The sequence below is a fragment of the Micromonospora sp. DT41 genome, from assembly GCF_049841715.1.
Classification (GTDB): Bacteria; Actinomycetota; Actinomycetes; order Mycobacteriales; family Micromonosporaceae; genus Micromonospora; species Micromonospora profundi.
Genome location: NZ_JBNCKU010000001.1, coordinates 606,905 through 633,656, shown reverse-complemented (window position 1 = coordinate 633,656; position 26,752 = coordinate 606,905). Strand labels below are relative to the sequence as shown.

General features: G+C 68.7%; 25 protein-coding genes and 2 pseudogenes. 11 read left to right on the top strand and 16 right to left on the bottom strand.

Annotation, left to right across the window (positions count from 1 at the left end):
- Positions 1-127 precede the first annotated feature (127 nt).
- The 4 genes from ACLQ23_RS02945 to ACLQ23_RS02930 form a co-directional block, all read right to left on the bottom strand.
- Entirely contained in the window at positions 128-610 is a 483-nt protein-coding gene (locus ACLQ23_RS02945) for a hypothetical protein (protein ID WP_355592795.1), read from the bottom strand.
- Between the two features lie 67 nt (positions 611-677).
- Positions 678-1,115 (bottom strand): hypothetical protein, encoded by a 438-nt coding sequence (locus ACLQ23_RS02940; protein ID WP_355631158.1) that lies wholly within the window; start codon positions 1,113-1,115, stop codon positions 678-680.
- 113 nt (positions 1,116-1,228) lie between these two features.
- Positions 1,229-2,062 (bottom strand): hypothetical protein, encoded by an 834-nt coding sequence (locus ACLQ23_RS02935; protein ID WP_355631155.1) that lies wholly within the window; start codon positions 2,060-2,062, stop codon positions 1,229-1,231.
- 53 nt (positions 2,063-2,115) lie between these two features.
- Positions 2,116-3,198, bottom strand: coding sequence for a family 43 glycosylhydrolase (locus ACLQ23_RS02930; RefSeq protein ID WP_425734680.1), 1,083 nt, complete (start codon positions 3,196-3,198; stop codon positions 2,116-2,118).
- A 304-nt stretch (positions 3,199-3,502) separates the two neighbouring features.
- Here ACLQ23_RS02930 and ACLQ23_RS02925 point away from each other — a divergent pair, with 304 nt between their 5' ends.
- The 4 genes from ACLQ23_RS02925 to ACLQ23_RS02910 all read left to right on the top strand — a co-directional run bounded on the left by ACLQ23_RS02925 (position 3,503) and on the right by ACLQ23_RS02910 (position 6,852).
- Positions 3,503-3,682 (top strand): hypothetical protein, encoded by a 180-nt coding sequence (locus ACLQ23_RS02925; protein WP_425880308.1) that lies wholly within the window; start codon positions 3,503-3,505, stop codon positions 3,680-3,682.
- 95 nt (positions 3,683-3,777) lie between these two features.
- Complete coding sequence (locus tag ACLQ23_RS02920; RefSeq protein WP_355592785.1) at positions 3,778-5,169, top strand: glycoside hydrolase family 6 protein; 1,392 nt, start codon at positions 3,778-3,780, stop codon at positions 5,167-5,169.
- A gap of 284 nt (positions 5,170-5,453) precedes the next feature.
- Complete coding sequence (locus ACLQ23_RS02915) at positions 5,454-5,981, top strand: DUF6244 family protein (RefSeq protein ID WP_355631149.1); 528 nt, start codon at positions 5,454-5,456, stop codon at positions 5,979-5,981.
- A 301-nt stretch (positions 5,982-6,282) separates the two neighbouring features.
- Complete coding sequence (locus tag ACLQ23_RS02910) at positions 6,283-6,852, top strand: nucleotidyltransferase family protein (protein WP_355592781.1); 570 nt, start codon at positions 6,283-6,285, stop codon at positions 6,850-6,852.
- Positions 6,853-7,025: 173 nt separating this feature from the next.
- Here the strand turns inward: ACLQ23_RS02910 and ACLQ23_RS02905 are convergent, their stop codons facing one another.
- The 5 genes and pseudogenes from ACLQ23_RS02905 to ACLQ23_RS02885 all read right to left on the bottom strand — a co-directional run bounded on the left by ACLQ23_RS02905 (position 7,026) and on the right by ACLQ23_RS02885 (position 12,902).
- Positions 7,026-8,351: an SMI1/KNR4 family protein gene (locus tag ACLQ23_RS02905; protein WP_425880307.1), complete on the bottom strand. Its 1,326-nt coding sequence runs from the start codon at positions 8,349-8,351 to the stop codon at positions 7,026-7,028.
- A 272-nt stretch (positions 8,352-8,623) separates the two neighbouring features.
- Positions 8,624-8,884: pseudogene (locus ACLQ23_RS02900) on the bottom strand (hypothetical protein); the annotation flags it as partial.
- Positions 8,885-9,242: 358 nt separating this feature from the next.
- A complete protein-coding gene (locus ACLQ23_RS02895; protein WP_425880306.1) occupies positions 9,243-9,890 on the bottom strand; it encodes a nucleotidyl transferase AbiEii/AbiGii toxin family protein in 648 nt (215 codons plus the stop codon).
- Between the two features lie 2 nt (positions 9,891-9,892).
- On the bottom strand, positions 9,893-10,459 hold the full coding sequence (locus ACLQ23_RS02890; protein ID WP_425880305.1) for a hypothetical protein: 567 nt from the start codon (positions 10,457-10,459) through the stop codon (positions 9,893-9,895).
- A gap of 94 nt (positions 10,460-10,553) precedes the next feature.
- Positions 10,554-12,902, bottom strand: a complete 2,349-nt coding sequence (locus tag ACLQ23_RS02885; RefSeq protein WP_425880304.1) for a TOTE conflict system archaeo-eukaryotic primase domain-containing protein — start codon at positions 12,900-12,902, stop codon at positions 10,554-10,556.
- Here ACLQ23_RS02885 and ACLQ23_RS02880 point away from each other — a divergent pair.
- Positions 12,901-13,149: pseudogene (locus tag ACLQ23_RS02880) on the top strand (hypothetical protein); the annotation flags it as partial. The gene ACLQ23_RS02885 and the pseudogene ACLQ23_RS02880 sit on opposite strands and share 2 nt — an antisense overlap.
- Before the next feature lie 313 nt (positions 13,150-13,462).
- Here ACLQ23_RS02880 and ACLQ23_RS02875 read toward each other — a convergent pair.
- The 5 genes from ACLQ23_RS02875 to ACLQ23_RS02855 all read right to left on the bottom strand — a co-directional run bounded on the left by ACLQ23_RS02875 (position 13,463) and on the right by ACLQ23_RS02855 (position 19,536).
- The gene (locus ACLQ23_RS02875; protein WP_425880303.1) at positions 13,463-13,600 is read right to left on the bottom strand and encodes a hypothetical protein; all 138 of its coding nucleotides are present in this window, start codon (positions 13,598-13,600) and stop codon (positions 13,463-13,465) included.
- 142 nt (positions 13,601-13,742) lie between these two features.
- Complete coding sequence (locus tag ACLQ23_RS02870; RefSeq protein WP_425880302.1) at positions 13,743-15,089, bottom strand: DUF4407 domain-containing protein; 1,347 nt, start codon at positions 15,087-15,089, stop codon at positions 13,743-13,745.
- Complete coding sequence (locus tag ACLQ23_RS02865) at positions 15,082-16,599, bottom strand: hypothetical protein (RefSeq protein WP_425880301.1); 1,518 nt, start codon at positions 16,597-16,599, stop codon at positions 15,082-15,084. Before ACLQ23_RS02865 ends, ACLQ23_RS02870 begins: the two co-directional genes overlap by 8 nt.
- Positions 16,600-16,634: 35 nt before the next feature.
- On the bottom strand, positions 16,635-18,941 hold the full coding sequence (locus ACLQ23_RS02860; RefSeq protein ID WP_425880300.1) for a hypothetical protein: 2,307 nt from the start codon (positions 18,939-18,941) through the stop codon (positions 16,635-16,637).
- Positions 18,942-18,948: 7 nt separating this feature from the next.
- Positions 18,949-19,536, bottom strand: a complete 588-nt coding sequence (locus ACLQ23_RS02855; protein WP_425880299.1) for a toll/interleukin-1 receptor domain-containing protein — start codon at positions 19,534-19,536, stop codon at positions 18,949-18,951.
- A gap of 466 nt (positions 19,537-20,002) precedes the next feature.
- On the opposite strand from ACLQ23_RS02855, the gene ACLQ23_RS02850 reads away from it, so the two are divergent.
- Positions 20,003-20,983 carry a hypothetical protein gene (locus ACLQ23_RS02850; protein WP_425880298.1) on the top strand — a complete coding sequence of 327 codons (981 nt, stop codon included), beginning with the start codon at positions 20,003-20,005 and terminating at the stop codon, positions 20,981-20,983.
- Positions 20,984-21,177: 194 nt separating this feature from the next.
- On the opposite strand, the gene ACLQ23_RS02845 is transcribed toward ACLQ23_RS02850, so the two are convergent.
- Positions 21,178-22,509 carry a helix-turn-helix domain-containing protein gene (locus tag ACLQ23_RS02845; protein WP_425880297.1) on the bottom strand — a complete coding sequence of 444 codons (1,332 nt, stop codon included), beginning with the start codon at positions 22,507-22,509 and terminating at the stop codon, positions 21,178-21,180.
- 69 nt (positions 22,510-22,578) lie between these two features.
- Here ACLQ23_RS02845 and ACLQ23_RS02840 point away from each other — a divergent pair, with 69 nt between their 5' ends.
- Positions 22,579-22,998, top strand: a complete 420-nt coding sequence (locus tag ACLQ23_RS02840; RefSeq protein ID WP_425880296.1) for a hypothetical protein — start codon at positions 22,579-22,581, stop codon at positions 22,996-22,998.
- A gap of 40 nt (positions 22,999-23,038) precedes the next feature.
- On the opposite strand, the gene ACLQ23_RS02835 is transcribed toward ACLQ23_RS02840, so the two are convergent.
- Positions 23,039-23,491 carry an HIT family protein gene (locus ACLQ23_RS02835; protein ID WP_425880295.1) on the bottom strand — a complete coding sequence of 151 codons (453 nt, stop codon included), beginning with the start codon at positions 23,489-23,491 and terminating at the stop codon, positions 23,039-23,041.
- Between the two features lie 716 nt (positions 23,492-24,207).
- On the opposite strand from ACLQ23_RS02835, the gene ACLQ23_RS02830 reads away from it, so the two are divergent.
- From ACLQ23_RS02830 to ACLQ23_RS02815, 4 genes are read left to right on the top strand one after another with little or no spacing between them, the layout of a single operon-like run.
- Positions 24,208-25,212, top strand: a complete 1,005-nt coding sequence (locus tag ACLQ23_RS02830; protein WP_425880294.1) for an NAD-dependent epimerase/dehydratase family protein — start codon at positions 24,208-24,210, stop codon at positions 25,210-25,212.
- A complete protein-coding gene (locus ACLQ23_RS02825; protein ID WP_425880293.1) occupies positions 25,209-25,337 on the top strand; it encodes a hypothetical protein in 129 nt (42 codons plus the stop codon). Before ACLQ23_RS02830 ends, ACLQ23_RS02825 begins: the two co-directional genes overlap by 4 nt.
- A 21-nt stretch (positions 25,338-25,358) precedes the next feature.
- Positions 25,359-26,210: a hypothetical protein gene (locus ACLQ23_RS02820; protein ID WP_425880292.1), complete on the top strand. Its 852-nt coding sequence runs from the start codon at positions 25,359-25,361 to the stop codon at positions 26,208-26,210.
- Positions 26,207-26,752 (top strand): glycosyltransferase family 2 protein, encoded by a 546-nt coding sequence (locus ACLQ23_RS02815; RefSeq protein WP_425880291.1) that lies wholly within the window; start codon positions 26,207-26,209, stop codon positions 26,750-26,752. Before ACLQ23_RS02820 ends, ACLQ23_RS02815 begins: the two co-directional genes overlap by 4 nt.

The window sequence follows — 26,752 nt, the reverse complement described above, 5'->3', positions numbered from 1 at the left end:
AGTCGGGTCACCTGGTCTCGCTCGCCGCCGGACCGCTCCGGTGGGCACCCGGGCTCGGACGACCTCTCGTCATCGCGGGCCTGAACTCCGAAGGGCCGTCCCGCGCAGGTGGCAGTGCGCTGTCAGGTCAGCGCTGTCGCCAAACTCGGAACGTCTGCTGAAGCCGCCACGCTCCGTCGGGCTGACGAGCCTCGTTGCGCCAGCGGAACTCGTCGGCCTCGATGTCGGAGAAGGTCCAGCGCAGATCGTCACCGTCGAGCACGATCTCGTTGGCGACGCGGGAGGCCAGGAAAGTGTGCGTCCGACGTCGGCCCGGCCCGACCCAGGTCGAGCGCCAGATCCCCGCACCGGCGTTGGGGTCCGGGAATCGCAGGCTCACGCCGTGCTCGACGCCGGGCAGGATCCAGACATCGGTGGTTGCCGACCCGCCCAACGCATACCCGAAGTGCCACTCGCCTCGACGAACGGTCGAGGCGCCATCGGGGGCGTACTCGGTGCAGTCCAACAGCCAGGACCCGGCGAACTGCCCGAACAGACTGAGGTCGAGGCCTTCGGCAGGCCCGTCCGCGACGAAGGCGGCGGCGATGGCAGCGGACGAATCGATCACCATGCCAGAACGATAGTCGTCCGGTGATGTCGGCGAGGCACCTGACAGTCGCTGACCCGACCGATCGCAACTACCCGACGTCACGGCGGACGGCAGCCAGCGCTCCGGCGATCGTGGCTCCGAATCCGAAGGCCATCAGTGGAATTCCCCACCCGAAGGGCAACTGACCGACCCAGTAGAAGTCGGGGCGCTCCGGCAGCATGGCCAGGCTCATCGCGACCACGGCACCGGCGAGGAACATCCCGGCCATCGCCGCGGCGGTCGCGAACAGGGCGAGCCCCACCGACCGGCCGGCCCAGAGGCTGGCACCGATGGCGATCACGAGGAGCACCACTACCAACCAGGTCCAGCCGCCCCCCTCCTCCAGGTAGGCCAAGCCCGAGTACCACCACACGTAGAGGGTGCTGCGACGGAACCACGGGGTCAGGTAGCCGAACAGTGCGGTAGCGGTGCCGAACAGGAGGAGCAGGTCGGGTCTGGGGCGGTACCAGGGAGAGGTGTCGTCCATGGTCCAGGAAACTAACAGCTCTGATCAATGGCGCAGGTCGGCGATCGTCGCCTACCCGCTGTGCCCGGCGTCCCTTGGGGACGCCGGGCACGTGCGTGTCCGCGAACTGTCGATCAGGCGCGGCGGATCTGGAGCACCGCCACTCGAGCGTCGTGACCGTCGACGTTCATGGGGATGACCTTGCGTTTGCGGAGCTGGATCTGCACCCCGTTGGTGCCCTGGAGCCAGCCGATCTGGTCGATGCCGGTGGCGAAGGCGCGCGTCTCCTTCGCCGGGAAGAGCATCGGCATCGGGTCGCGGTTGGTGTCACCGGTCCAGATCACCGGGTAGCCACTGGCGTTCCAGTTGGCGATCCGGTCGTGGAGTACGTCGAAGTGGCGAGCCCACCGGTTCCTGCGCCACGCCTCCTCCGGATCGGTCCTGCCGTTGTGGGCGCCGGCGACGAAGTGCGTGTTGAGGAAGGCGAACTGAAGGGCCGCGTCGTCGTGCGCGGCCAGGAGAACCTCGGAGATGACGCGGTTCGGCGAGACATGCGCCTTGCCCTCGTGGACGGGCGTGACGTCGGCGCGGAGCACGTCGTACACCCGCGGCACGGAGATGGGTACGCGGTGCCCGCCGTCGTCCAGGTGCACATTGCGGTAGCGGGGTCCGAACTGGCCGTTGATCCAGCCCTTCTCCTTCGTGTCGCCGTCTCCCTCGCCGATCTCCTGCCAGCCGACCAGGGGTAGGTCCTCGGGGCCGGTCAGGCGCAGAGCGTTCCGGACGGCGGTGATCGCGGCTTTGCGCTGGCCGAGGTTGGTGCGGCCGATGTTGGCGGTGACGACGCCGAGGTCGCGCCAGGCGGTCGCCGCGCCGGCCGGTGCGGCGAAGGTGAGGGCACCGGTGGTGCCGGCGAGGACGACGCCACCGGCGACGCCGAGGGCCTGCCGTCTGCTTATCGGATTCATTCGATCCTCTCTGGGGACTGTCCGTCGGGGCGAGTGAGGTGTGGGATCGCTTACTACGAGACGAGGAAGCCGCTGGAGGGGCGGGTCAGCACACCTGTCATCGGGAACCGGGGGCCGCCGTCCCACCAGTGCCAGACCACCCGGGCGGTGCCGTCGGCGGCGCGGAAGACGTCCATTCCGCCGGGACCCTGGTGATTGCCGGGCAGGCCTCGGATCGGGTTCAGCCCGGCCGCGCCGGTGAAGCCGAAGAACGGACGGGTGACACCGTCACGGATGGGGGTGCAGCGGGAGCTGGGCAGCGGGGTCGTGCCGCAGTTCGCGATGCCGGTGGAGTATCGGGCGCTGTCCCAGTTGTTGCCCGAGTACATCAGGTACCACCTGCCGTCGGCCTCCTTCCACATCGACGGGTTCTCGACCACGTGGGTGCCGCCGCTGATCTTGGCGGTGTCCCAGGTGATGTCGCTGCTCTTGAGCATGTCCCGTCGGGTGTCCCAGATCGCGCGTCCCTCGCCGTCGGTGCGCACGGTGGAGATGCCGGTCCCCGCGCCGGTGGTGATGGCGTCGTCCCGATAGGTGACGTACAGGTTCCCGCCGCCCACGAACGGGTTAGCGTCGAGCGCCCACCGGCCCGCGTCGGGGCACGCCCATTCGCCCTGGTTCTGGAAGGGGCCACGGGCGGTGTCGGCGACGGCCCGCCCGATGCACTTCTGGCCGGAGCCCTTCCGGGACGCCGTGTAGAACATGAAGAACCGGTCGCCGAAGCGTGCGACGCCGGGTGCCCAGACCGACCCGCCGGGCTCCGCCCAGCCACCCGGGCCGGAGGGCAGTGCGTCGTGCGACGCGCAGTTGGTCATGCCGACGCTGTTGCCGGAGCCGTGGACGAGGACGGGCACGTACAGCTTGCCGGTGGCGCCGCAGCGCGCGCCCGTCCCAGCGCCGACCGTGGTGCCGTAGGTGACGTACGAGCCGTCCTTCGCCAGCACGGTGTCCGGGTCGGCGAGCGGGAACGTGGACGTGCTCGCCAGGGTGGCGAAGTCGTCCTGGGGCACCGCGCCGGCGGGCGGCGCTCCCGTGGTCGCGACCAGTGCGGCCGCCGCGAAGGCGACGATCGCCCCGCGCTTTCGGAAGGATTTCATCATCGGGCAGCCTTCTTCGAAATGGGTGGGTTCGCTGGATCGGTTCCACCGGTACGCCAGCAGCACCGCAGTGCCGAAGGCCCTCCGGCCGTTGGTCCGGGTCACGATGACCCTGGTTCGCTCGCGCCGCCGCTCGGGCGGTGCCCGCGTCTGCCTAGCCGAGGAGTTTCGCCGTCACCGCGTCGGTGACCGGTGCCGGTTCTGCCGTGGGAGGTGCGGTCGCATGGAACCTCCCTATCGATGGTCATCGCTGTTAGGGGGAGGCTATCGAAGGGTGTGCAAATTGTCTACGAACCTCGGTGACTTGATGAAGGATTTGTGCATCGAGACGTACCCGGAACCGACCTTCCGGCGGTGGGCGGGCGGCGATTCATCCGACCTGGCGCTGTTCTTCGGCGCCCGCAAGCCCGCCGCCGCGCTGGCCGAGATCACCGCGCTCGCGCGAGCCGTGACATCAACGACCGTCGCTTCCGTGTCGACGTAACCGCACACCTTGGCAGCGGGGCGCGCCTCCGCTACCGTCCATGGAAACGCTCCCATGAACTTGGATACATCGATGTGATCAGGAGGAAACACGTCGTGGCTACCCTGTCCTCGCTACGCCGCAGATCGGTGGCCGCCAGCGTGGCTGCCGTCGCGGGTGCCGCCGTCGTCGGGGCCTGCCTCGCCGTCGGCAGCGCCTCCGCAGGAACGCTGTCCGGATCGCTCTACCGTGACCCCACTTCGGCTGTCGTCCGCTGGGTCGCCGCCAACCCCGGTGACTCGCGTACCGCCGTGATCCGCGACAAGATCGCGAGTCAGCCGCAGGCCCGATGGTTCGCCAACTTCAACCCGTCGACAGTGCAGGCCGAGGTCTCCGAGCACATCAGCGCCGCCAACGCGGCGCAGCAGATCCCGGTGCTGGCGGTATACGAGATCACCAACCGGGACTGCGGCGGAGCCAGCGCGGGCGGGGCACCGGACCTCAACCAGTACCAGACGTGGGTGTCCAACTTCTCCAGAGGACTGGGCAACCAGACCGTCATCATCATCCTGGAGACCGACTCGCTCGCCCTGCTGACCTGCCTGAGCAGCGCTGAGATCAACGCGCGCAACCAGGCGATCACGACTGCCACCCGGACCATCAAGGCGGGCAACCCCAACGCCAAGGTGTACCTCGACGGCGGCCACTCCACCTGGAACAGCGCAGGTGAGACGGCCAACCGGCTCCGCGCTGCAGGCGTGCAGTACGCCGACGGCTTCTTCACCAACGTGTCGAACTACAACTCCACCTCCAGCGAGGCGAACTTCGGCCGGGCCGTCATCTCCGCCCTCAACGGCATGGGCCTCTCGGGCAAGCGCCAGGTCATCGACACCAGCCGCAACGGTGGCGCCAGCGGTGACTGGTGCGGCGACGACAACACCGACCGGCGCATCGGGCAGTACCCGACGACGAACACCGGCGACAGCAACATCGACGCGTACCTCTGGGTGAAGCCGCCGGGTGAGGCGGACGGCTGCCGCTACACGGCCGGTTCGTTCCAGCCAGACCTGGCATTCAGCCTGGCCAACGGTGCGCCCAACCCGCCGCCGACGACCGCTCCTCCGACGACCCCGCCGCCGACCACGGCTGCCCCCACCACCCCGCCGCCGACCACGGCTCCCCCCACCACGCCGCCTCCCACCACGCCGCCGCCGACCGGTAACGGCTGCTCCGCTTCGGTGGTGCTCAACCAGTGGCCCGGCGGCTTCACCGCGAGCGTGACGGTCACTGCCGGCTCTGCGGCCATCAACGGCTGGACCGTGACCATCACGCTGCCCGGCGGCGCTGCGGTCACCAGCACCTGGAGCGCCCAGGCCAGCGGTAACAGCGGAACCGTGCGGTTCACCAACGTGAGCTACAACGGACAGGTCGGCGCCGGACAGTCGACCAACTTCGGCTTCCAGGGCACCGGCACCGGACCGGGTGCGGCCACCTGCGCGGTCGCCTGACCCCACCACGGCGGGCCCGGCTCGGAGGACCACCCTCCGCGCCGGGCCCGCTCCCGTCCTGAGGTACGCCTGCGGTTGGCCACCGAGAGGTGAGCCGGCCCCGGAAGACCTGCTTCACGAAAGCCGTCCGTCGGCGAAGGGCTTGCCCCGCCAGGGGTGCGGCTGGCCATACTTCTTTCGGCGGCTCGTCCAGCCGGGCTGCGCGGGGTCGGTGCATCCGCGAGGAGCCCGGTAGGTTCAGGTGTCGAGCACCTTCACTGTCGTCGTTTGGGGGCGCTGGCCACGTGTCGCAGATCGAGAAGATCACCGGTGAACTCCGCGCGTTGATGGCGGGGGTCGAACGCGCGCAGGGGTTGGCAGCCGCCGCCGACAGTCAGGCGCAGGAGGTGGCGTTGCGGGCCGCGGGCGCGGGCTTCGTCGCCGTGGCGGCGAGTGTCGCGCGGGTGCGCAACGCGATCGCCGGTATCCAGGGCGGCCTGGGAAGTCTCGCCGGGTCGATCGGTGAGGCGACGAAGACCACCGCGTCGGTGCCGAACGAGGCCAGTGCGCAGGAGACGATCGCCGGGCTGGCGCCGGTGCGGAGCGCCGTGGATGCGGCTCGTGACGCGGCAGCCGGGGCCATCATCCAGATCGGTGAGGCGCAGCAGCTCGTAACAGTGGTCCTTCAGGGCGGGCAGCCCGGGCCGCTGCTGCAGGCACTGGAGGCCGTCAAGCAGGTCCTGATGCAGGTGGTTGCGCGTACCGGCGGGGCCGGGCAGGCCATCGAAGTGGCGATCGCGGAGGCGCGGCAGCTGGGGGCGTCGGGAAACTGACGAGGGCAGGCGGCCTTAACGCGCGACGGTGCGATCATTCAGCTCGTTCGGCGAGACTGATGAAGAGGCGCAGATGACTGTCGAGTACCGGCTGACGCTGGCGGGCGACATCCCGCTGGAGCAGATGGTGTAGCTGGCTGCTCCCGGAGCGGTCGAGACGTCCACGGCGTCCGGCGGCAGGATGCTCGGCGCCGACCTGAACGACGAGCACGGGTACGTCGTGGACATCACCGGCGGCCGGCCCTCGTAGGCCGAATGTTTGGCTGACCAGCAATCCCAACTGCGGCAATCTGGGGAAACGATGCGGCAAGACGAACTGCGGGACCTGGTCCAGCGCAGCCCGTGGCTGCTCCGGGCGCTCGGCGTCGTCCGGGACTCCGGCCTGCCGGACGCATGGATCGGCGCCGGCGCCATCCGCGACCTGGTCTGGGGCGAGCGGTACGGCGATGGATTCGACCCCTCGCTGGTGAGGGACGTCGACGTCGTCTTCCACGACCCGACGGACCTGAGCCGCGACAACGACGACCGGGCAACCCAGCGGCTGGTGACGGCCTGGCCGGAGCCGCCATGGGAGGCGAAGAACCAAGCCGCCGTGCACACCTGGTACCCGGCCAAGTTCGGCGGCGGCCCGGTGACGCCGTTGCGCACCATCGCCGACGCGGTCGCCACCTGGCCCGAATACGCCACCGCCGTGGCGATCCGCCTCGACGCGTACGACCAGATCGCGGTGTGTGCGCCGCACGGCCTCGATGACCTGCTCGACGGAGTGTGGCGGCGCAACCCGACCAGGGTCAGCCCGAAGATCTCCCGGCAGCGACTGGCCCGCCATCGCCCCACCGAACGCTGGCCCGGCGTCCGCGTCGTGATGTGAGCCGGCGTTCGAAGCCCACTGCCCCTGCCGACCTGCTGCTCGCAGGGGTGCCGTCATGGCGTCAGATGCGTACGCCTGGCCCTATCGCTGGAGTTCGATCCAGTAACGCCGGGTAGGGCCGAACTCGGTGTCCCCGATGGACTCGAATACGCCGCCGCATCGCTCGATCGTTTTCACCGAATGTCGATCACCTGGATCGGTTCCTGCTTCCAGGCCGCCAGCAGACAGTTGACCACGTCGACCGTTTCTGTCCAGCCGGCACGGCCACTCAGGCCGGCGGCCAGCAGGCTCGGCGGGACCTGCCCGGCACGCAGAAGTTGCTGCCAGCCCGCGACGTCGAGCCGCAGGTATTCCAGCGCCGGCAGCTCGCTGACGGCCGGAAGATTGGCGACGACGGCGGATTCGGTGACCACGGTGCGCAGCCGACGGTGGCCGGCAAGCGCGGACAGGCCAGCGGGTGCCGTTCCGGCCCCGACGTACAGCACCTCGGTCTCCGGCTGGACATCGGCGAGCGTCTTGCTGGTGCGCGATCCGACCCGTAAGAGCAGCCCGCCTTCCGGACCCAGCGTCGCCAGGGTGGCGGGCCGCTCGGTGAGCAGTTCAGTCAACGAGGGCGCCAGCCAGCGGGCGCCGGCCGACTCTTCGTGGTCAACGAACAGCACTTGGCCGAACGTCCCCTGCGGCCCGGGGGCGAGGTCGATGACGTAGAGGTTGCCGCCGCCGTCGTCTCCGACGACGAACCATGCCGGCGAGGCCGCCAGCGGCTGCACCCGGCCGTGCGGATCGGGTGCGACGACCTCGGTCGCGCCGTACGTCCAGGACAGGTATCGGGCCTGCGGTTCCAGGTAGGCTCGGGCGGCGGCGTCGGCCAGCGGCACGATTCGCATTCCATAGAAGCGTTCCTGGTCGGCAGGCTGCAGGACTAGGGTGCCCTCGGCAGCGGCGAGGTATAGCGCTCGGACGTCGTCAGGCAGTGCGACGCCGAGGTCCGCCTCCGCCCCGGACACCTCCGACGGGTCGGCCGGCCGTGCGTCCGGCAGCAGATGTCGGACCAGCGCGGTGACGGTGGCCGCGTCGGCGCCGGCGGAAACGGCCACGTCGTAGCGGATCGGCTTGCGGCGGTACGGCTCCGGGTGTGCTCCGGCGACCAGGTGCACGTTCTCCAGCAGATCGCTGCCCATCCCGAACGAAACCTGCGGCGCGCTCGGGACGATGCTCACTACCGCCGGCCCGGAGCGGGTCGTTACGCCGCGCACCGCGACGGTCTGCCCGCCGGTCAGCCCGGCCAGCGATCTGAGCATGTCCGTCGGCCGCTCACCTCGCTCCAGGCCCAGCCCGTGAAGGCGGTGGTCGCCGTCGTAGGTGATCGATCCGCCGAACGCGCCCGGGGCCATCGTGCCGCGGAACTCGGCCTCTGCTGCCTCGGGCGGCATGCTGCTGCGCAGCGCGGTGACGAACGGACGCCAGACATCGGCCTGAAGCAACGTAGCGTCGATCATTGGCTGATCGTAGGGTGCTCTTGCCTGCTTGGCGTGCCCCGTTGATCAAGACGACGCGGGTGTCCGCCAGAGCAGCATTGACCTGCGCGGCGGCGTGGCGGCGCGGCGGGGGATCAGACGCGGTGTGGGCACGGCGCCATCGTAGCGGCCACACTTTCAATCTGCGGGGCCACTGACTTTCGATTTGCGGCACCAGGTGCGTTCGTCATGCGGTCATCTGGTGTTCGATTTGCGGGCCCCGTCAGCGGGGCGGCCGTGGAAGAGGTCCACCGCTACGCCGTGTTGCTGCGGGTGGCGGCGAGTTCGGGGAAGGCGTCCTCCCAGCGCTGGCGGAGCTGGGGTGGTAGCCACAGGGTGGGCCAGAGCCGCCGGAGGAGGTCGGCGTCGAGCCAGGTGTGCAGGTCCTCGACGGTACTGGCCTCGGTGAGGACCACCTTGTGCATGCTGGCCAAGCGTGCGGCCCGGTTCAGGTCGTACTCGGCATGCCCGGACCAGTCGAGGTGACGCGGAAGCGTCACCGTGCCGTCGGTCGGGACCACTAGACCCTGCCCATCAAGATCAACGGGGTCGCATGGAGGCTCCGGGTGTGGTCCTGGGCTGGGAGAACGGCGGTCCGGGTGGCGTGGGCGAACGCGGGCCACTCCCTGCCACCTCAGGTGAACCTTCGGTCGCTAGACTGGGCCCTCGCGCCCTCGTAGCTCAGGGGATAGAGCATCGGTTTCCTAAGACGACGCTCCACCGGTGTCCGCAGGCCGATGACCTGCGGCTTTCCTATCGTCCCCGTTGCGTGCCGGTCGCTTCGCGGGTTCGCTGCGATCGCTTGCCGAAGATCAGCTGGAACGTTGTGGGTCCTGCGGGTGCAGCTTAACGTTGCCGCGAGTCGGGACCGAGTCACCCTTCCTCGTCGTCGAGCAGTTCGCGGCGCCACTCCGCGAATCGGCTTCGGAGATTGTCCAGTCCTGAGCCGGTGACGCCATACTGGGCGAAGTCGTCAGGATCGAGCTGGGCGGCTTGTCCGAGGGCGTTGGCGAAGATGCGCGGGTCGAAACCACGGTCGGCGCGCTGCGCGAGGGCGAGAAGGGCTTCGCGGGTGTAGCGGCCGGATCGGAGCGTGGCGTCGATGTCGATGAAGTCCCGGGCGAACGCCCGCCCGTAGAGGGCGCTCATCTTGTTCGCGACCGCGTCGTCGGGGTGCAGTACCGGTCCGATCGCCATGAGGATCGGTTCGTTGGCGCGCCAGTCCACGCCGAGTTCGACCTTGGAGGTCCGCACGCCGTCGGTGACGGCCAGCCGGGCGAAGGTGTCGTACTGCCGCTCGGTCTCGACGGTCAAGCCGTCGTCGCGGTAGGCGTGCACGACGGCGGCGACGGCGGCGGTGAACTCGTCGCGGCGGTCCCAGGCGGTGAACAGGTCGACGTCCTCGCTGGACCGTTCGACGAGCCCGGCGGCCTGAACCGCGTAACCGCCGGCCAGCGCGAAGCCGTATCGATCGGCCGCCCCGAGCCCGATGCGGGCGAGGCGTTCGTGAAAGGGGTCCACCGCTACGCCGCGTTGCTGCGGGTCGCGGCGAGTTCAGGGAAGGCATCCTCCCAACGCTGGCGGAGCTGGGGCGGCAGCCAGAGGGTGGGCCAGAGCCGCCGGAGGAGGTCCGCATCGAGCCACGTGTTCAGATCCTCGACCGTGCTGGCTTCGGTGAGGACCACCTTGTACATGCTGGCCAGGCGCGCGGTCCGATTCAGATCGTACTCGGCGTGCCCGGACCAGTCGAGGTGATGCGGGAGCGTCACCGTGCCGTCGGTCGGGCCGTGCAGCGCGGCGAGGGTTTCGGCAACCACGTAGGGCTTCCGATCCCCGTAGGGCCGGTAGTCCGCCGGCGGCCGGGGTGATGTCCTGCGCCGGCTGATGTTGGTCGCCCGCCGGACCTCCGGTCGGAGTGCCTGCCGGATCGTCTCCCGGCTGTACCCGGTGACCCGCTGCAGATCCACCGGTCGCCACCCGGCCGCGTGAAACGCCCGCAACTGCTCGTCCCGCTCGGTCAACGCAGCCGCCCGCGTCGCCTCGTACCTGGAGACGACCGCCTGCAGCTCATCCTCTGAGAACCGGCCCATGGCCGCTAGCCTACCAGGCTAGGCCCAGCACGCTTGGCTTACGTCAATATCTCTGTAGTCGGTGGACCAGCCATGATGATCGCGATGGATGCACTCATGTTCTGGTGAAGCCGAGGGCCCGGTATCCGGGCATGCGGCGTGGGAGTGAGGCGGCGAGGATTGGTGTGGCCGGGTCGTGGTAGTCGTGGACCTCGGCGAGGTCCTTGCCGGGCGCGGCGCGGATGACGCGGCCGGCGCATTGGACGAGTAGGCCGTCGTAGGAGATCGGGCCGGCGAGGAAGAGGGTGTCGAGGGCTGGGGCGTCGAAGCCTTCACCGATGAACGGTGTGGTGCCGATGACAAGGAGGCCGTCGCCGGCCTTGGCGCCGTCGAGCCGGTCAACGGTGGCCCGCCGTTCGCGGGTGCTCATCGCGCCTTGGAGCACGAGCGCCTGATGTCCGCGTGCGGCGAGCAGGGCGGTGAGTGCCTCGACCTGGGCGACCCGCCGGGTCAGGACGAGACAGTTGCGACCGCGGGTCAAGGCCGCGGCGACCTCGTCGGCGATCTGGGTGTTGCGGGGCTCGTCGAGGGCCAGCCTTCGGTGCACCTCGGCGAGCGCGCCGGGCGCATCCAGGTCGACGTCGCCGGGTTGGAAAGTGGTCTCGTGGATGATCAGCGCTCGTCGGGGTCCGGTGTCGGTGTGCATCGCGGCCGCGAGGGTGTCTTGTTCCTCGTCGGTCAGGGTGTGGCGGACGGGTCCGAGTTGCCAGGTGACGAGTTGGCCGAGGCCGTCGCGTCGGGTGGGGGTGGCGGTGAGGCCGAGCCAGAACTGCGCGGCGATCCGTTTGACCGAGTGCTCGTAGGCTGCGGCGCCGAGGTGGTGGCATTCGTCGACGATGACGTGCCCGTACTCCTGGGTCAGGGTGGCGACGTCGTCGCGCCGCGCGAGGGACGGCAGCAGCGCGATATCCACCGTGCCCGTGAGCTTGCGTCGGCCGCCACCGAGTTGACCGGGCTTGATGCCGAGGAACTGCTCGACGCGGAGGCGCCACTGGTCGGAGAGGGCTTTGCGGTCGACGAGAACGAGGGCGGAGGTGTTGCGTTCGGCGATCACGGCGCAGGCCATGACGGTCTTGCCGGAACCCGGTGGGGCGACCAGGATCCCGTCGTCGTGGGCGAGAAGCGCGCCGACCGCGTTGGCCTGCCTGCTGGTGAGTTCGGCGGTGAACGCGGCGTCGATCTCGGTCCCGCAGTTGCGTGCGTCCGTGACGCCCAACCGTGACCCGGCGCGTTCGACGATGGTGGCGATGGTGTGCCGCAGGCCCCGCGGGAGGACCAGGCGGTCATCGAGGGTGAGGTCGTAGCCCTGGATGAAGCGCGGGGTGTCCCAGGTGGACTTACGGAGTCGCTGCAGCTCGTAGAACTTCGGGTTGGCCATGGCGGCGGCGTGCTTAAACGTCGCCAGCGCGGCGGGGGTCAGCTGTCCCGCGTCGATGCTCAGCCCGGCACCGGCCTCCGCGTGAACCACCGGAGGTAGCGGTGGATGGACCTGGGTCGCGGCGGACCGGCTCATCGTGGCGACGTCGGCACCGGTGGTGGCTTGCTTGGCCTGCCGGGCGACGTGTTCGGCGTCGCCGGGGCTGAGCCGGTCCAGCGTCGACAGGAATGCCCACTGGTCGGCGTACGGCTCGAGCGTGCCGAGGTCGAGAAACGTGGTCAGCCCATCCTTGCGGCGGCGTCCCTGCAGGGGTGCGGCGATGAGGTTGCCGAAGCCACCCTCGGGCAGCATGTCCTGGTTGGGGAACAGCCGGTCGTACGAGCGGAGGTCCATCGACCCGCGCAGCATTATCGCCTCACGCAGCAGGACGGTGCCGACGGCGCGTGCGGTGACCGCGGCAACAGCGCCGGCGAAGAAGACCCACACGTGGGCTCCGCGGCCCGACTGGGAGATCTCCAACGCGGCGGGCACCGCGCTGGCCCGCGCCGCCTTCACGTACGCGAGGGCGTCGAGCATCGCCGTCGGCCCGTCGAAGTCGGCCACCACGAAGTGGCAGGTGTTGCCGGGCATCAGCGGGTACAGGCCCATGAACACGTCGCCGACCAGATGCGCCGCGACGACCTCCGTCGTGCGGGGCAGGTAGTTGGCACCCCGCCGGTCCATACCCTTACGCCAACCGCCGGCGACCGCGGGCACCCACCCGGCAGCACGGGTACGGGCGTTGTCCCACCGCACGGCGTACACGTCGGCCCGGGCCCGGAACCGGTCGGCGAACAACGCCAGCTTGTCCCGGGTCGGCGAAGCCATGGTGACCAGCCCCGGTTGCTCAACCGGCGCGGACAACTGCTCCGGTGCCGCAGTCGTGTCCTGGCCGCACAGCTCCAGCAGGCGCGCCAGCCGGGCGTTCTCCGCCCGTAACCGCTCCACCTCCCGCCGAAGATCGACGAACTCGGCCACCGAACCCATGCCGACCATCCTCGCGCATCGGGCTCCGCGCACCTCGACACCGGTCCGCTATCCTCCGCCGATGGCATCGAAGGAGACCGCCGCGCTGGCAGCGATGATCGACGAATCCACCGTCGACACGGACGGTCACGAGGACGAGCGCGCCGGCCTGATCGCCATGATCGAGGAGCATCTGGCGGTACCGTTCACCACCAACGTCCTCGGCGTCGAGGTCACCGTGAGCAAGATCGACCTGACTGCGGACACATCGACATGGCCACGCGCGTGATGGCTGCCGACTGGGTCCAGCTACGACCTGACTTTCCCGACGGGGAGTTCAACGCCGACGGCAAGAAAGGCCTTGTCGCCCGCCGCGCTCGTCGGTGGCATTCGTAGTAGGCCTCGTCTGTCGTAGAGGTAGCCACGGCTGGTCGGCCAGCGACGAAGCCGTTTCGTCGAGCCCGGACCGTGCCGCGCGGACGTCGATGGGCGGGCCTGGCGGACGAGGAGCCGGAACCCGGGTGGTGGCGTAGTTCGGGTTGATCGGCAGGCTGTCCGGTCGGGTAAACACGGAGCCGGAGTCAGTCCAGGATGTGCCGTTCCGGCGGCTTCGGCTCGCCGGTCCTGCTGCTGCGTTTGTCGAGGGCGACCGCTTGAACTTCCGGCCCGCATAGGCTGACAGCAGCCTGCGTCAGCGTCAGCGTCAGCGTCAGCGCCACGCCGGTTCCGGCGTCTGCAAGTAGAACGCGATGCCGGAGTCACCCTTCTTCATGTGCCCCTGCCTGGAGCCGCGGTTCCGCTTGCTGCACACATGCGGTCGGGCGCTGGATTACCCCAGCGCCCGACCACCCCCCTCCCCGGTCAGCCGTCTCCCCGAAGGCGACGCGCCAGCTGCTCGATCTGCTCGTCGAGTGTGGCCTGGCGGTCCGCCTCGACGTCGCGGCCTTGCTCCTCGATGCGCTCCCGCCGCACCCGGACGCTGTGTTCGATCTCCTGGATTTGCACGTCCAGGTCCCCCAGCGCCTGGTCGCTACGGCTCTTCAGGGTCTTCTGATGCAGCTTCTCGTCGATGACGAGCTGCCGGGACAGCAGGCCGTCGTAGGTCGTCGGCCGGCTAAGCTTCTTGGTAATCACGGGCAGCGCGTCGAGGACCACGAGCAGGAGCCGCAGCAGCCAGGACTGCAGCAGCACGAAGGTGTTCGCGTCGGCCAGCTGGCTGAGTGCGCGTACCTGGTCGAGAAGCCCTGGCTTTTCCAGCTTCTCCTCTTTGGCGTCGACCTTGTCCTTGATCGCCTTGCTGACGGCCTCGGCGTACTTCTGACTGACCGTGCTGATGTCCGCGTCGATACCGACGATCTTGGCGGTGACGGCGTTCAGCTCGTCCTGCTGCTGAGGACGGTTGCTGGAGGCGATGTACTTCGCCGTCTCACCGCGCAGATGCCGGCAGTTCGGACCCTCGCCCACCCGTCCGGTCAGCCCTCGGCCCGATGTGCCGTTGCACTCCAAGCGCGCGAGGTCCTCCCGCCGCTGGATCTCGGCGTCGATGGCGGCGATCGCCTGCTTGGCCTTGTCCCGCTCCTCCTCCGCCGCGACCTTGCTGTCCAGCAGCGGCCGCGGCGATCCAGGGACGTTCAGCACGTACTCCTTCGTGCAGCCGGACGCGTCCACCGGCGGCTCGCCGGACAGCGGGTTGCACCGCTTCAGGGTGCTCTCGTAGGTGTCGAGCAGGGTGGTGCGGTCCTTGCCGATCTGGGTCTGCACGTCCGAGTTGAACATCCACAGCAGCAGCGGCTCGGCCACGACCAGCCCCATCAGGATCGAGATGGCCAGCCGGGCGATGAACTTGCCGGTGCCCATACCGCTCGAGCCGTGCGTGTCCGTGATGAGCCATCGGTCGAAGGTGAGGATGACGTACCCCCACAGAAGCGCCGCCGGCACCAGCGCCACGATCGGTACGTCGTGCGAACCGAGCAGCGCGAGCATCGACAGCGCGGCCATCAGGCCGGTGTTGAGCACGATCGCGCCGAGGCGGCTGTACCTGTGCCGCTCCTCCGGCACCCAGTCGAGAATTGTCTCGTCGACCCCTGCGATGTGCCGCAGCACGTATCCCGGGCCCCGGGGCGCCGGTCTGGCCGGCCGGTACGGCTCCCGCTTCAGCTCGACGCTGTCCTCGTCGGCCTGCGGGCGAATCAGAACGGTCTCACTCATCCTCTTCACGCACCCCGCCGCCCTCAAGCTGCTCCGCGACGTGCTTGCCCACCGCGGCCCGGTGCCGCTCCTCGACCTCGGCCTGCGGCATGCGCATGACCTCGGCGAACAGGTTGCCGCCGCCGAGGTCCGTGGTGTTGAAGTGGCCCTGGGCGGCCATCTGCTTCAAAATCTCGAAGCGCATGGCGTCCAGGCGCCGCGCGTCGTCCCGGTTCGCTTGGTCCTCGCGGAGCTTGTCCTCGCGGTCCGTCTGCTCCTTGCGCAGCTTGTCGTCGCGTTCGATCTGCTCTCTGCGGAGCCTGTCCTCGCGCTGCCCCTTCTCGGCTCGGAGCCGGTCGACTCGGGCCCGCACCTCTTCCCGGTGCTTGAGATCCGCAGCGCGGTCGCCGTCCTCGCGCTCCCAGCCGCGCTCGACCCGCCGCTCGTCGAGCTCCGCCGCCCGCAGCGCGAGCTTCTCCTCGCGTTCCTGCAACGCCGCCTGGACAGCCCGGTCGCGGAGGCTGTCGTCTATCGCCTTCAACCCGACGGACAGGCCCTGCGCGTCGAGCTGGCCCGCGGCATAGGCGGCCAGCAGCGCCCGCTTTGGATCGCCGCCGATCATCTCCACGTTCCGGTCGAATTCGCTGCGAGCGACTGCGCCGCGCCGCTGGACCACGTCGAGCTCGTAGTCGATGTCCGCGGATCCCTTGCGCAGGCCATGAGCGTGTGACCAGGCGTCGAGCTCCAAGTGCTGGGCGGCCGCCTCGGATTCCTTCCGCAGGGTGTGCACGTGCAACCGGCCGTCGACCTCCAGTTCCTGCGCGGCGGACGCGGTCGCCTTGTGCAGTTCGTGCTCGTGGGACCGGCCGTCGAGGTCGATCTCGTGGTTCCGTTGGCCGCTCTCCATCCTCCGGCTGTGCGCCGCCGAACCGGCGTCCTTCTGATGCAGGTACTGCATCTCCTGCTGGTCGAGCCGGTTCGCGAAGTCCTTGCTGCGGGCGCAGCCCTCGTAGTCGATGAGTTCCTTGGGGCTGCTGACCTCGACGTTGGCGAACCGGACCTGCATGCCCGACACCCTGGCCGGCACGTGCGTGAGATATGCCCGCACCTGTGCGCTGACTACCCGGCGGACTTCGTTGACTTCGGCGATCCTGTACGCCAGTCCGAGCTCAAAGATCCGGTGATGTGCCTTCAGGTGACCCTGCAGCACCTCTGAGGCGTTGATGCCGCCGCCGACCACCGCCACCGGATCGTCCACCGTGCAACGGAACGTCACCAGCACCTCGAAGTACGAGGCGTCCAACGAGGGAATGTCGATACGCACAACAACCAGGGCGTCGCGCCGCATGTCCACGACGCTCACGTTGGTGGCGTTGACGATCTGCTCGTCGGCCGTGGACATCCGGCCGTCGTCCACGATGAGGTCGCCGCCCACCAGGTACACCAGCGACTGATGAGCGGCCGGGCGGGGAAGCTCGTCGAGCTTGCGGCTCTTCTTGCCGAACCAGCGGGCCTTCTCCGCCGGGCTCAACGACCGGCGCTCAAGAACGGGGTAGACAGCGGGACTCAACGAACACCTCCGGGGTAGACCTTCTTGGTAATGGCCTCGATGCAGGCGACGAGCACCTCGGCGAGGGGCTCCTTGCGACCCTTCCGGACCTGCTCGTCAACCTGCGTGAATGAGTCTTTGAACGTTCGGCGCTCGGCTTCGGACAGCGCATCGGCGAGGGCGCTGCCGAACTCGCGGGACCTCGCAAGGTAGTCCTCGTCGATGTCGCGCAACGCGTGCAGCGCCCGCCGCAGCGCGAAGAACGCCTCCCAGCGCAGCGGGCGGAACGTCAGCACCCCGGCCCAGATGCGGGCGATCATCGCCGTGCGCTGCGGATTGCCAGCCAGGTACTCGGCAACCGCCGGCCTGCCGGTTCGGATGCTGCTGGCGGAGATGACCGACAGCGCGGCTGACATCGTCAGGCTCCGCAGGCGCATGAGCTGCACGGCAGGGATGGGGCCCTTGCGGTTGGCCGGTCCGGCACCCGTGCCGAAGTCCGTCATCTTCTTGTCCACCAGATTGAGCACCGTGACCGGATCGCCGTCTGGGTCATCGCTCAGCGTCGCGAACAGCGCTGCCATCGACGCACAGCCGATCAGCCACAGGTCAGTGTCCTGGGTCATGAGCTGCCAGAGCCGGTTGACGGCGTCAGAGGGGAAGAACATCCCGAGTTCTCCACCCAGCGCGAAAGCTGCGGTCCACTGCTGGTCGCTGTCACTGCTGCGGGCCCAGCGCACTGCGGTCTGCAGCGCGATCGACGCTAGCCCGTCCCGGTGGCACATGAACCACAGCGCATACGCGGCGGTGACCTGGCCCGGCCAGCCGCTCGTTGCGGCGGACCAGGGCTCGAGGTAGCACCGCTGCGTTTCGTTGACGCTGAAACAGGCAAGCCAGGCCAGCCCGCTGGCCACCGCCGTGTGACTCTCCGCGACCTCGCTGACCGCGGCTCCGGTGAGCCACTCGCGGATTGCGTCCCAGAAGTGGTGCGTCTGGGTGCGCCAGAGTTCTGCGAGCACGTGCCGGCGGTAGGCGTCGTCCTTGAAGGCAACAGTGTCGATGGACGCGCCGTTCCACGATTCGCTGCGCACCTGGAGCAGGCCGGCGCCATACAGCCGGGTCTCGCGCTCGCCGAAGATCTCGGCGTCCCTCCTGCGCAACTGCGCCTTGGCCCGCTTTCCCGAGACCCGCTCGGCCAGTTCATCGTGCAGATCGTCGAGCAACGACTCGTACGTCCGGACGTCAGTGCCTTCGAGGAAGCACAGCGCGGCAGCAGCGACAATGTCCCGGTGCGAAGGCCTGCCGGTGAACCATTCGAGCACCTCCCGGGCGGCGCCCTCGTCGAGCTTCTTCATCGCCTCGTCGGCTGCCAGGCCGTCGTCGCGGATCATGCGCGCGACGGCCGCCAGCTTCGTCACCGCGGTGTCGTCGCCGAGTGCCGTGAGCACATCGCGCACGATCTCGTCGAGGTCCTCGCGCGGTTCCAGCTGCACCCGTAGCGTGGCCTCCGCCGACGGCAGATCCCAGGCGATGTGCGGCACCGCGCTGCTCGTCGTGCCGCCCACGAACGCGTTGGTGATCACCAGGAAGGCGCCGGCCCGCTTGATCTTCTCCTGCACGCCGGACCAGGTGAATTCGAGGTCAGTCCGGCGCTGCTCGTAGACGTGGTCCAGGATCAGGTAACCGAGGTCCTTGTCGTAGGTACGCTCGGCGAGCTCGCGCAGTGAGTTCGTCGGCGACAGGACCACGAGCCGCTCCCGGGTCACCTTGCGCAGGAGGTTGATGGCGCCGGCGCGGCGGCCCATCCCCGGGCGGCCCTCGATCACGACCACGTGGTGCGAGCGCAGCTTCGTCTGCGCCTCGACGAAGCAGGGCGGCGCCGCGTAGCGGCTGACCGTGGCCACGGCCTCCTCGTCACTGATGCGGCCGGTCACCTTGCGATGCCCGCCGGAGCGGGGACCGCCCCCGTCCCGCACGCCGAAGGTGGAACCGGCGGCGGCCACGTCGCCGTTGAAGACGTTGAAGGTGGCTTGGCCCCCGGCCCAGGGCCCACGATAGAAGGCGGAGAACGCGTCGGCCACCTGGTTCGAGACGCGGGCCTTCTTCCTCGCCTTGTCCTCGTCCGGCGGCTTCTCCTGCGCACCGTCGTCCCCCTTGACGTCTCCTCTGATTTCCCCACCGAAGTCTGTGAGGCCGAGCGTCGGCTCTTTGGTCGGGTCCGGCGGAATGGGCGGACCCGGCAGGCCCGTGGGTCCATCGGCCGGGGGTGCCGCCGCCGCGGTGACACCGGCGTCCGGTTCCTCGCCGGCAGTCGTCTCGGTGGACATGTGGCACCTACCGTCCGTTGTTGACGATGCCGAAGACGGCACCCTCGGCGTTGACGGTGCCTTCGAAGACATTTGTCACCGCCGACCTGGGCTCGGGCAGCGTCGCGGAAGTGTCGGCCTCCACGCTGTCGGAGTGTCTGTCGTGCAACAGGGCGACCAGCTCGTCCGCGAGGCGCTCGACCTCGTGCTCCGCACCGCGAATCCGCACGCAGCGGTACTGGTGCGCCGGAAGCTCTCGCAGGTCCTCCGGCAGGTCCTCCGGCTTGGGCAGGTTCGCCTTGCCGATCAGCACAGGCACCACCGGGATTCCGCGGGCCAGCGCCTTGGCGATCTCCCGCCGGACGAAGTCGGCGGGGTCGTCGATACGGCGCCGGCCGTCGCCGTCTTTCTCCAGCCAGCGGCGGCCGATCACCGCCACGAAGACCTGGCATTCGTCGATAGCGGTCCAGATCCGTGACGAGTACCGCTGGCCGGGCTGGATCGCGCTGTAGTCCCGGAAAACCCGCCCGCCGATACGTTTGGCGAGTGCCTTGTCGATGAGCAAGGCGGCCAGCGGCTCGTCCGCCGTCCGATAGTTCACCACGATGTCGATCATTTGAGCACCTTTCCGGCGTGTCGGGGCGCAATGAAAGGAGCGCCGACGGATATCCGTGCGGTGTGAGGGTCTTTCATTCCCTGACGGACGCCGTCAGGTCGCCGAGCGCCGCGGAGGGCGTGTCCGTTCTCCTGAATTGGTGCTGCGACACACTGCGGGCCGCATCGACAGCCTTGCAGTCATCATCCGAGTCCAACAAGAGGTTTTCCGGCGGGCTCTGCCGTGCCGGACGGAAAAGTCAGGAACGCGAGGTGGTGGGCCCGGCACGTCGAACGACCATCGAGCGGTGGACGGAAAGGCAGTAGCGGGTCATATTTACGGATTCCCTTAGATGGATTACGCATGCGACGCTGGACTCCCCGATGACCACTCGTCGGATCACATGTTGCACCGGATTATGGACAACAAGTGGCCAATCTTCTGGCCAGCCGCTGGCCAGAAGACCAGAGCCGACAAGGAGAGGACCTTGCACTCCGACCTGCCCCTGCTGCTCAATGAGCTGCGTGCACTGCGCAAGGGCCGCGCGACGAGACATCCCAGCTTTCCCGCCAAGCTCGGCCAGCAGTTGCGCGAGCTGTGCGGCGTGACCGACGCCGACAGCGGCGCTGCGGCGCGGTTGAAGCTCACCGATAGGCTCCGCGCGCTGCTGCGCGACGAGGCGGACGACACGTGGCCGGCGGTCGCCGCCGCGCTGGCGTTGCATCCCGCGGCCGACCATCGTGACCTGGCCGCCCGGGAGCGCTGGCTGGCCGGTCAGTTGCACTGCCATGAACGCACCGCTCGGCGCCGCGTCGAGCAGGCTTTCCAGGTGCTGGCACAGAAGGCGGCTGTCAGCGCAGCGGGTGACGCCGTTGATCGTAACGTCGAGCGCTGGCAGGTCACCGCGGTTCGTGCGCTGCTGCGCCTCGACGGCCCCACGCCCGAGATCACCGAACACCGCAGCATCGTCATGACCGGTGACGGCGTCGACGAGATCTTCTGTCGGTTCACCGTGCCGCGCAGCACGCCGGTCGGTGTGGTTCACGATCTCAACCTGGAGTTGCTCTACGGCGGAAACATCCGGGAGAGGGCGCAGCCCTCGCCGGAGCACTTCATCTACTTCATCCAGTTGCCGCGCAGATTCGACGCCGGCGCGACGCACGAGTACGCGGTTCGGCTCACGCTGCCACCGGGCCAGCCGATGGTGCCTCACTACGTGATGCAGCCGCTGGTGCCTGTGCGAGCGTTCGATGTCAATGTAAGGTTCCATCCCGAAGCTGTCCCGCCGGTGGTGTCCCGAGTGGACGGTGTGCCGCCGAGAATGGTGGACGACGAGCCGGCGGCGGAAAATCTGCTCGACGTCGATCGTTTCGCTGAGTTGCATCTCGCGTTCCGAAACCTCCGGCAGGGCTACGCTTACGGATTGGCGTGGTCGCATGGCCGGGAAGGACCCGGTCATGCGACCTGACGTCAGCCGGCAAACCCGGTGAGCAGCGCGTGCACGAGGGCCACGATGATGCCGTGCGATTCCATTAGAAACACCTCCCCGTCCAATAGGTGTGTTGCGATGCACCTACGGTCGGGCAGCACGGAGCCGCGCATAAGGCGTTGCCTTTCTCCCGTCATTCAGACGACGGGAAACGCCTGCAACCGGCGGATCCTTCAGGAAATGCTGGAGGTATGCAGCACAGCATGCAATCGCGGCAGCAGTTCGCGCACGGCGGCCTGCTGGTGCCGACGGCGCAGCGCCCGGCTCAGTCGGTCAAGGTCCGCCCGCACGGTGCAGGAGTCGACGTGGACGGCCGGTTCGAGCAGCGGCTCCGCCGTCGCGCAGGCCTGTTCGACCTCGTCGGCGTCGGCATAGGCCAGGGACAGCCGGGCACCGAACCGGACCCGGGTGCGCAGCGCGCCCGGCGGCACCTTGCCCAGTTCCCGTTCGAGCGTCTCCGCCGCGGCCGCCGGCCGACCGAGGTCGTACAGGCACCAGCCGCGGACCATCGCGACGGGGTCGGCGAGCGTCGAGGTCCCGACGACGGGCGTGCCGTCTGGTGCGGCGGCCCGCGACAGGTGCTCTGCGGCGAGGTCGAGCGCGCGACGGCACGCGTCCTCGTCGCCGCCGAGTGCGTGCCCCTGGGCCTCCCGCTGCTCGGCGAGCCCGCGGATGCGGTGGTCAGCGGCCCGTGCTCCGCGCCGGGCGAGGGCGATCGTCTGGGCGGCGTCATGGCGGTACAGCGCGACGAGTGCCCGTCGGACGTCGGTGTAGGCGGCGAACGGTCCGTCACCGGCGGCGAGTGCGAGGCGGGCTGCCCGAGCGGTCCAGGTAAGCGCGCCGTGCTCGTCGCCCGCCTCCTGCAGGCACCAGCCGGCGTACTCTGCGAAGCGGGAAGCCATGACCAGCACCGCTGGGCGCTCGGCCGGAGTGACCCGGTCGGCGAGCGAACGCAGCGTGGCGGCGTGTACGAGGACGCCGGGCAGGACCACCGCCGGTGGCTGGCACTGGCCGAGCTGGCGCAGGTCGCCGAGCATGATGCCGAACGTCTCGACGGTGCCTTCGGGCAGCGGCTCTACCCGGTGAGAACCCGGCAGTGCCCAGCGATTCACTTCCAGCTCGCCGGGCGTGCCGTCGGGTCCGACCGCGAGCCGCCCGTCCGCGCCGGTAAGGGTGAGGGTCCAGCGCTCGACCGGCATCCGCGCCGACTCGGCTCTGGTGTGCATGGCTCCTCGTTGTGCCGGTGCCGGCACCGGGCGCGGCTGTGCCGATGCCGGTTCCGGCTCTGCTGGTCTCGGCCGGGCGAGGCGGAGCAAAGAGCCACCCGCTTGCAGCACCGCGTCGCACTGCCGGGCAAGCGCTTCCGACGGTGCCTTGTCGCCGTTCTCGACCTTGCTGAGGTGGCTCTTGCTGTAGTGCACCCGCCCGGCCAGGTCGCTCAGCGAGAAGTCCGCGGCGTGGCGAAGCCGGCGGAGCTCGTCCCCGAAGCGTTGCCCAGCGTCCATTCGCAAAGTATCGACGCAACCGCGATGTGTGACAACCACTCGTTCGGCGAACCGGGAAGGATGAATAGGATGACGAAGGCGTCCGAGGCGCTCCATCTCAAGCACCTTGAATTTCTCCAGAGTGTCATCGGCCGTATGAGCACCACGTCGTTTCTGGTGAAGGGCTGGCTGGTGACCCTGACCACCGCGCTGCTGGCAGTGTCGGCCGAGCGCGGGAGCTTGCCTTTGGGCGGCAGCGCCTTGCTGCCGCTCATTGCGTTCTGGGGCGTCGACGGGTTCTTGTTGCGTCAGGAGCGGTTGTACCGGCGGCTGTACGACGCGGTGCGATGCGCGGAGGACGACGTGGAGCCGCTGTCGATGGACACGACACGGTTCCGCCCTCGCATCGCATGGTCGGCTGCGGCCGGCTCGGCAACGCTGGTCGCGTTCTACGGTTGCGTGGCACTGGTCGACCTAGTCTTCATCGGCCTGACGGCGTTTCGCTCCTGAGCCCAGTCACCGGAACCAGCCGCGGTGTGCCCGGGCCGCGTCACGAACCGGAACCGGAGCCCGAACCGGTTAGTTCGGCCCGGATCAGTGCGGCGACGCGCTCCCGTGACGGCACCTCCCGCGGTGGGCACACGGGCCAGATGGGTCCGATGTGGTCGTCCGCCCAGCGCGGTATGACGTGTAGGTGCAGATGGAAGACCGACTGTGTGGCGACCCCGCCGGCCGAGCTGATGAGATTCATTCCCTCCGGCCGCAGAGCCCGTCTGATCGCCGAGCCGACGACTGCGGCCGCCGCCGCCACCGGTGTCACCTCGCTGGGCTCGCCGTCCCAGAAGTCGCGGAGGTGATGCCGCGGCACCACGAGGGTGTGTCCGACCGCAGCCGGCCGGATGGGTGGAAACGCGACCGCATGCTCATCCTCATAGATCACGATCGCCGGGGCGCGGCCCGAGACGATATCGCAGAACGCACAATCCGTTGCGGCGGCAGTCACCGCGCGAGCATAGAGGGCGAGCCGTCCTCTCGATCACAGTAAGCAGTCGATGCTCCGGCGACGACGAGCGGCGTGACCTCCGCGGTGGGCGGAACGCTGCTGTGGCGGGGCTGGCCGCGGGCTGACGGGTGGGTGAAAATTCGTCCTCTACCGCGCCGACCCGACCGCTATCGCCGCCCAGTTCGCCGAACTGCAGGACAGCGGCGCGGGACAGTGTGGTGCCGGCTGCCGACCATCGGCACCGGCGAGGTCGTGTCCCACCAGTGCTGGATCTCGTCGAGGATGACGCGTTCCTCGGATGAAGTTCGATACGTCGGACCGGTCGTGGCTCGTCAGGAGCGCGAGTTGGGTCTGCGTGCAGTCCGGGTGTGCCTCGAGATAGATCTTGAAGAGGGTCCCGATCTCACGGCGGGCCAGCGCGAGCCGCACGTCATCGCGCCGCCAGAACAGGAGCGAGACGCCGGTGACGTCGAACGCCTTGCGCCGAGCCACCCCGCCCCCCACTGGTCGTCGATCTGCGATGACCAGAGGGTAGTGGATGTCGATGGAAGTTCGCGTGACTCGGTCCCACCGCTTTGTTGTTCGACGCCCGTGGACTCGGACCACGGGGCGTGCCAATTTCCTGAGGTTGTCGATAAGCCCAAACTCCAAACGTGACCGACCACCGGACCTGCCGGGGGCGAGGTGACGCGAGTCGAAGGAGTTGAGGAGGGCGCATGGTTGATCCCGTTCTGAGACTTGGCGCAGGTGGTGGGCTGAACGAGTCGACGATCGTCGTGACCGGTGGCGCCGGCTTTATCGGCAGCCACGTGGTCGCCCGTTTGCTCGCTGAGGGCGCAAGTGTCAAGGTCATCGACGACCTTTCGACGGGCCGGCTCGACAATCTGCACAACAGCCTCGGCGCTGGCCTGACCGATGGGGACATTCGGATCTGTGACGTGCGGTCGGTCGAGGCCGCCGACGCTGTACGGCTGTGGCGGCCGGAGATCGTCGTCCATCTCGCCGCGCAGTCGAACCCACCAGCCTCGACACGGTCGCCGCTCGTTGATGCGGACATCAACATCCGCGGAACGGTGAACGTCCTGGATTCGTGCGCAGCGGCAGGGACAGGGCTCGTCGTGTACGCGGCCACCAGCGCGATCTACGGCGCGGTGGACGGCGACGCCCTGCCTGTTGCGGAGACCGCGCCGATGGCGCCGACCAGTCCGTACGGGCTGAGCAAGGCGACAGCATTGAAGTACCTCGAATGGTACCGAGATCATCGGAGCGTCGACTACACGGCGCTCGTACTGGGCAACGTCTACGGGCCACGCCAAGTTGGCCCGGCGTGCGGTGTCGTCGGCCTGATGACGCAGGCCGCGATGGCGGGCGCGAACTTGGCAATCTTTGGCGACGGTCACCAAACGCGAGACTTCGTCTTTGTCGCCGACGTTGCCGAGGCGGTGACCGCCGCCTGCACTACCGGCGGCCTCGGGTTGATCAACGTCGCCTCGGGCGTCGAGATAACCGTCGGCGAGATCGCTGGGTGGGTCTCTCAGTCAGCCGGCACCGGAACTCCACGGCATGCCGATCCGCTGCCAGGCGAGGTACGGCGCATGGCGCTGGACATCTCGCGGGCGAGGGACCTGCTCGGCTGGCACCCCACGACCCCGCTCGCGGAAGGCGTCCGGATCACCGTCCGGGCCGCGCGGCCGCGCGATTCGATCAAGGAGGCATCGTGAGGTACACGCGTCGATTCGCGGTCGGGCCGGTCGAGGTGCAGGTGACCTCGAATGAAGAATCGGTCCTCGACTATCTTGGCGAGTTCTACACCGCGACGGGTGCCGCCTTGCCGGGTCACGGCTAGACGGTCGACGCTCAGGTTGGCTTGCCGGAACCCGATGCGAGCACCAACCAGTGGGGCGTTTCCTGGCGGATAGACCGCCGTGACCAGAGGGTCCATCTACGCGCCGAGGCCGCCGAGAGCCTCTCGATCACTGCCCGGAAATGCGTACGGGAAGTCCTGGTCGACCATTGCGAGCAGCGGCGGTACACGATGTTGCATGCCTCCGCGGTCGTCGATCAGGCCCGCACGATCGTTGTTGTCGGAGACAAGGGAAGCGGCAAAACGACCCTCGCTCTGAAGGCCGCTCTCCGGCACGGGATGCGGTATGTGTCCAACGACCACCTGATCATGTATGAGCGTGACGGCGCGGGCACCCTCACGATGACGTCGCTTCCGACGCTGATTCCGCTCAAGATCGGCACGTTTCTGGACCTCGAGAGCGCGTTGCCGAAGCCGTGGGATCGTGACGGGCTCGATGTCGAGGCATATCGTGCGTCACCGAGATCCGAGGTCCATTCGCTCGATCGGCGCGTGCTCTACACGTACCGCCGTTTGGGTCACGACAACCCGATCACGGTAGACCTCCGCTCCCTCCGCTCCCCGGTTACGACGTTGATCGTGTTGGCGAGCTACTCGCCGGGTGACGCTGGCGAACCCGAACCCGTCGCGGATCCCGTAACGGACCTGCTCGCTCACGTGCGTACGGATTGGATGTTCGACCCGACGCTCAACCAGCGGTACCTTCCGCGGGCCGAGCGCGGCCGGGGTGAGTACCTCGCTGACGCCCGCCGCATCGTCACCGCCCTGGCCGAGCGGTCGACAGTCGTTCGCTGGACTCACCGCGGTGATCCGGCCCCGATCCTGGAGTTCGCCGCCAATCGGAGACCGGCATGAAACCCCTCGTCACCGTCGTGATCCCCACGTGCAACCAACCCGGCCCTCTGTGGCATGCCCTGGCCAGCGTCGCCGCCCAGCGCGCCGTACCCGGCTCCGTGGAGGTAGTCGTCGTTAATGACGGCGGATGCGACGTGAGCACGGTCGCGAACGCAGCCCGCGAGCAGGGCCTCGTCGTCCGCCTCGTCGATCTGGACCAGAACGGTGGTCTTCCTTCAGCGCGCAACGTCGGCATTCAGATCGCACGAGGTGATTACCTCGCCTTCCTCGATGACGACGACATCTTCCTGCCCAGCCACCTCGGCACAGCCCTCGCAGCGCTGAGCACGGGGGATGCCGACCTCGCGTACACGGTGTGCGTCGTCCAGGAAGCGCGCGTCGACCCCACGAACCCGCCGGCATTCAGCAGCACCCCTACGACGTTCTCGTTCGATCCGGACCTGCTGTCGGTGGCCAACTTCATGCCGGTCCATACCGCGGTGCTTCGGCGCCCACCGGAGTCGGCCCGGTTCGACCCTGACCTTCCCGCGCTTGAGGACTGA

Coding starts and splice junctions, on each gene's coding strand:
- ACLQ23_RS02905 (WP_425880307.1), bottom strand. CDS start 8,351: ATGATCGACGCTACGTTGCTTCAGGCCGATGTCTGGCGTCCGTTCGTC.
- ACLQ23_RS02885 (WP_425880304.1), bottom strand. CDS start 12,902: ATGGGTTCGGTGGCCGAGTTCGTCGATCTTCGGCGGGAGGTGGAGCGG.
- ACLQ23_RS02930 (WP_425734680.1), bottom strand. CDS start 3,198: ATGAAATCCTTCCGAAAGCGCGGGGCGATCGTCGCCTTCGCGGCGGCC.
- ACLQ23_RS02935 (WP_355631155.1), bottom strand. CDS start 2,062: ATGAATCCGATAAGCAGACGGCAGGCCCTCGGCGTCGCCGGTGGCGTC.
- ACLQ23_RS02830 (WP_425880294.1), top strand. CDS start 24,208: ATGGTTGATCCCGTTCTGAGACTTGGCGCAGGTGGTGGGCTGAACGAG.
- ACLQ23_RS02845 (WP_425880297.1), bottom strand. CDS start 22,509: ATGGACGCTGGGCAACGCTTCGGGGACGAGCTCCGCCGGCTTCGCCAC.
- ACLQ23_RS02945 (WP_355592795.1), bottom strand. CDS start 610: ATGGTGATCGATTCGTCCGCTGCCATCGCCGCCGCCTTCGTCGCGGAC.
- ACLQ23_RS02815 (WP_425880291.1), top strand. CDS start 26,207: ATGAAACCCCTCGTCACCGTCGTGATCCCCACGTGCAACCAACCCGGC.
- ACLQ23_RS02910 (WP_355592781.1), top strand. CDS start 6,283: ATGCGGCAAGACGAACTGCGGGACCTGGTCCAGCGCAGCCCGTGGCTG.
- ACLQ23_RS02890 (WP_425880305.1), bottom strand. CDS start 10,459: ATGGGCCGGTTCTCAGAGGATGAGCTGCAGGCGGTCGTCTCCAGGTAC.
- ACLQ23_RS02940 (WP_355631158.1), bottom strand. CDS start 1,115: ATGGACGACACCTCTCCCTGGTACCGCCCCAGACCCGACCTGCTCCTC.
- ACLQ23_RS02855 (WP_425880299.1), bottom strand. CDS start 19,536: ATGATCGACATCGTGGTGAACTATCGGACGGCGGACGAGCCGCTGGCC.
- ACLQ23_RS02860 (WP_425880300.1), bottom strand. CDS start 18,941: ATGTCCACCGAGACGACTGCCGGCGAGGAACCGGACGCCGGTGTCACC.
- ACLQ23_RS02840 (WP_425880296.1), top strand. CDS start 22,579: ATGACGAAGGCGTCCGAGGCGCTCCATCTCAAGCACCTTGAATTTCTC.
- ACLQ23_RS02870 (WP_425880302.1), bottom strand. CDS start 15,089: ATGAGTGAGACCGTTCTGATTCGCCCGCAGGCCGACGAGGACAGCGTC.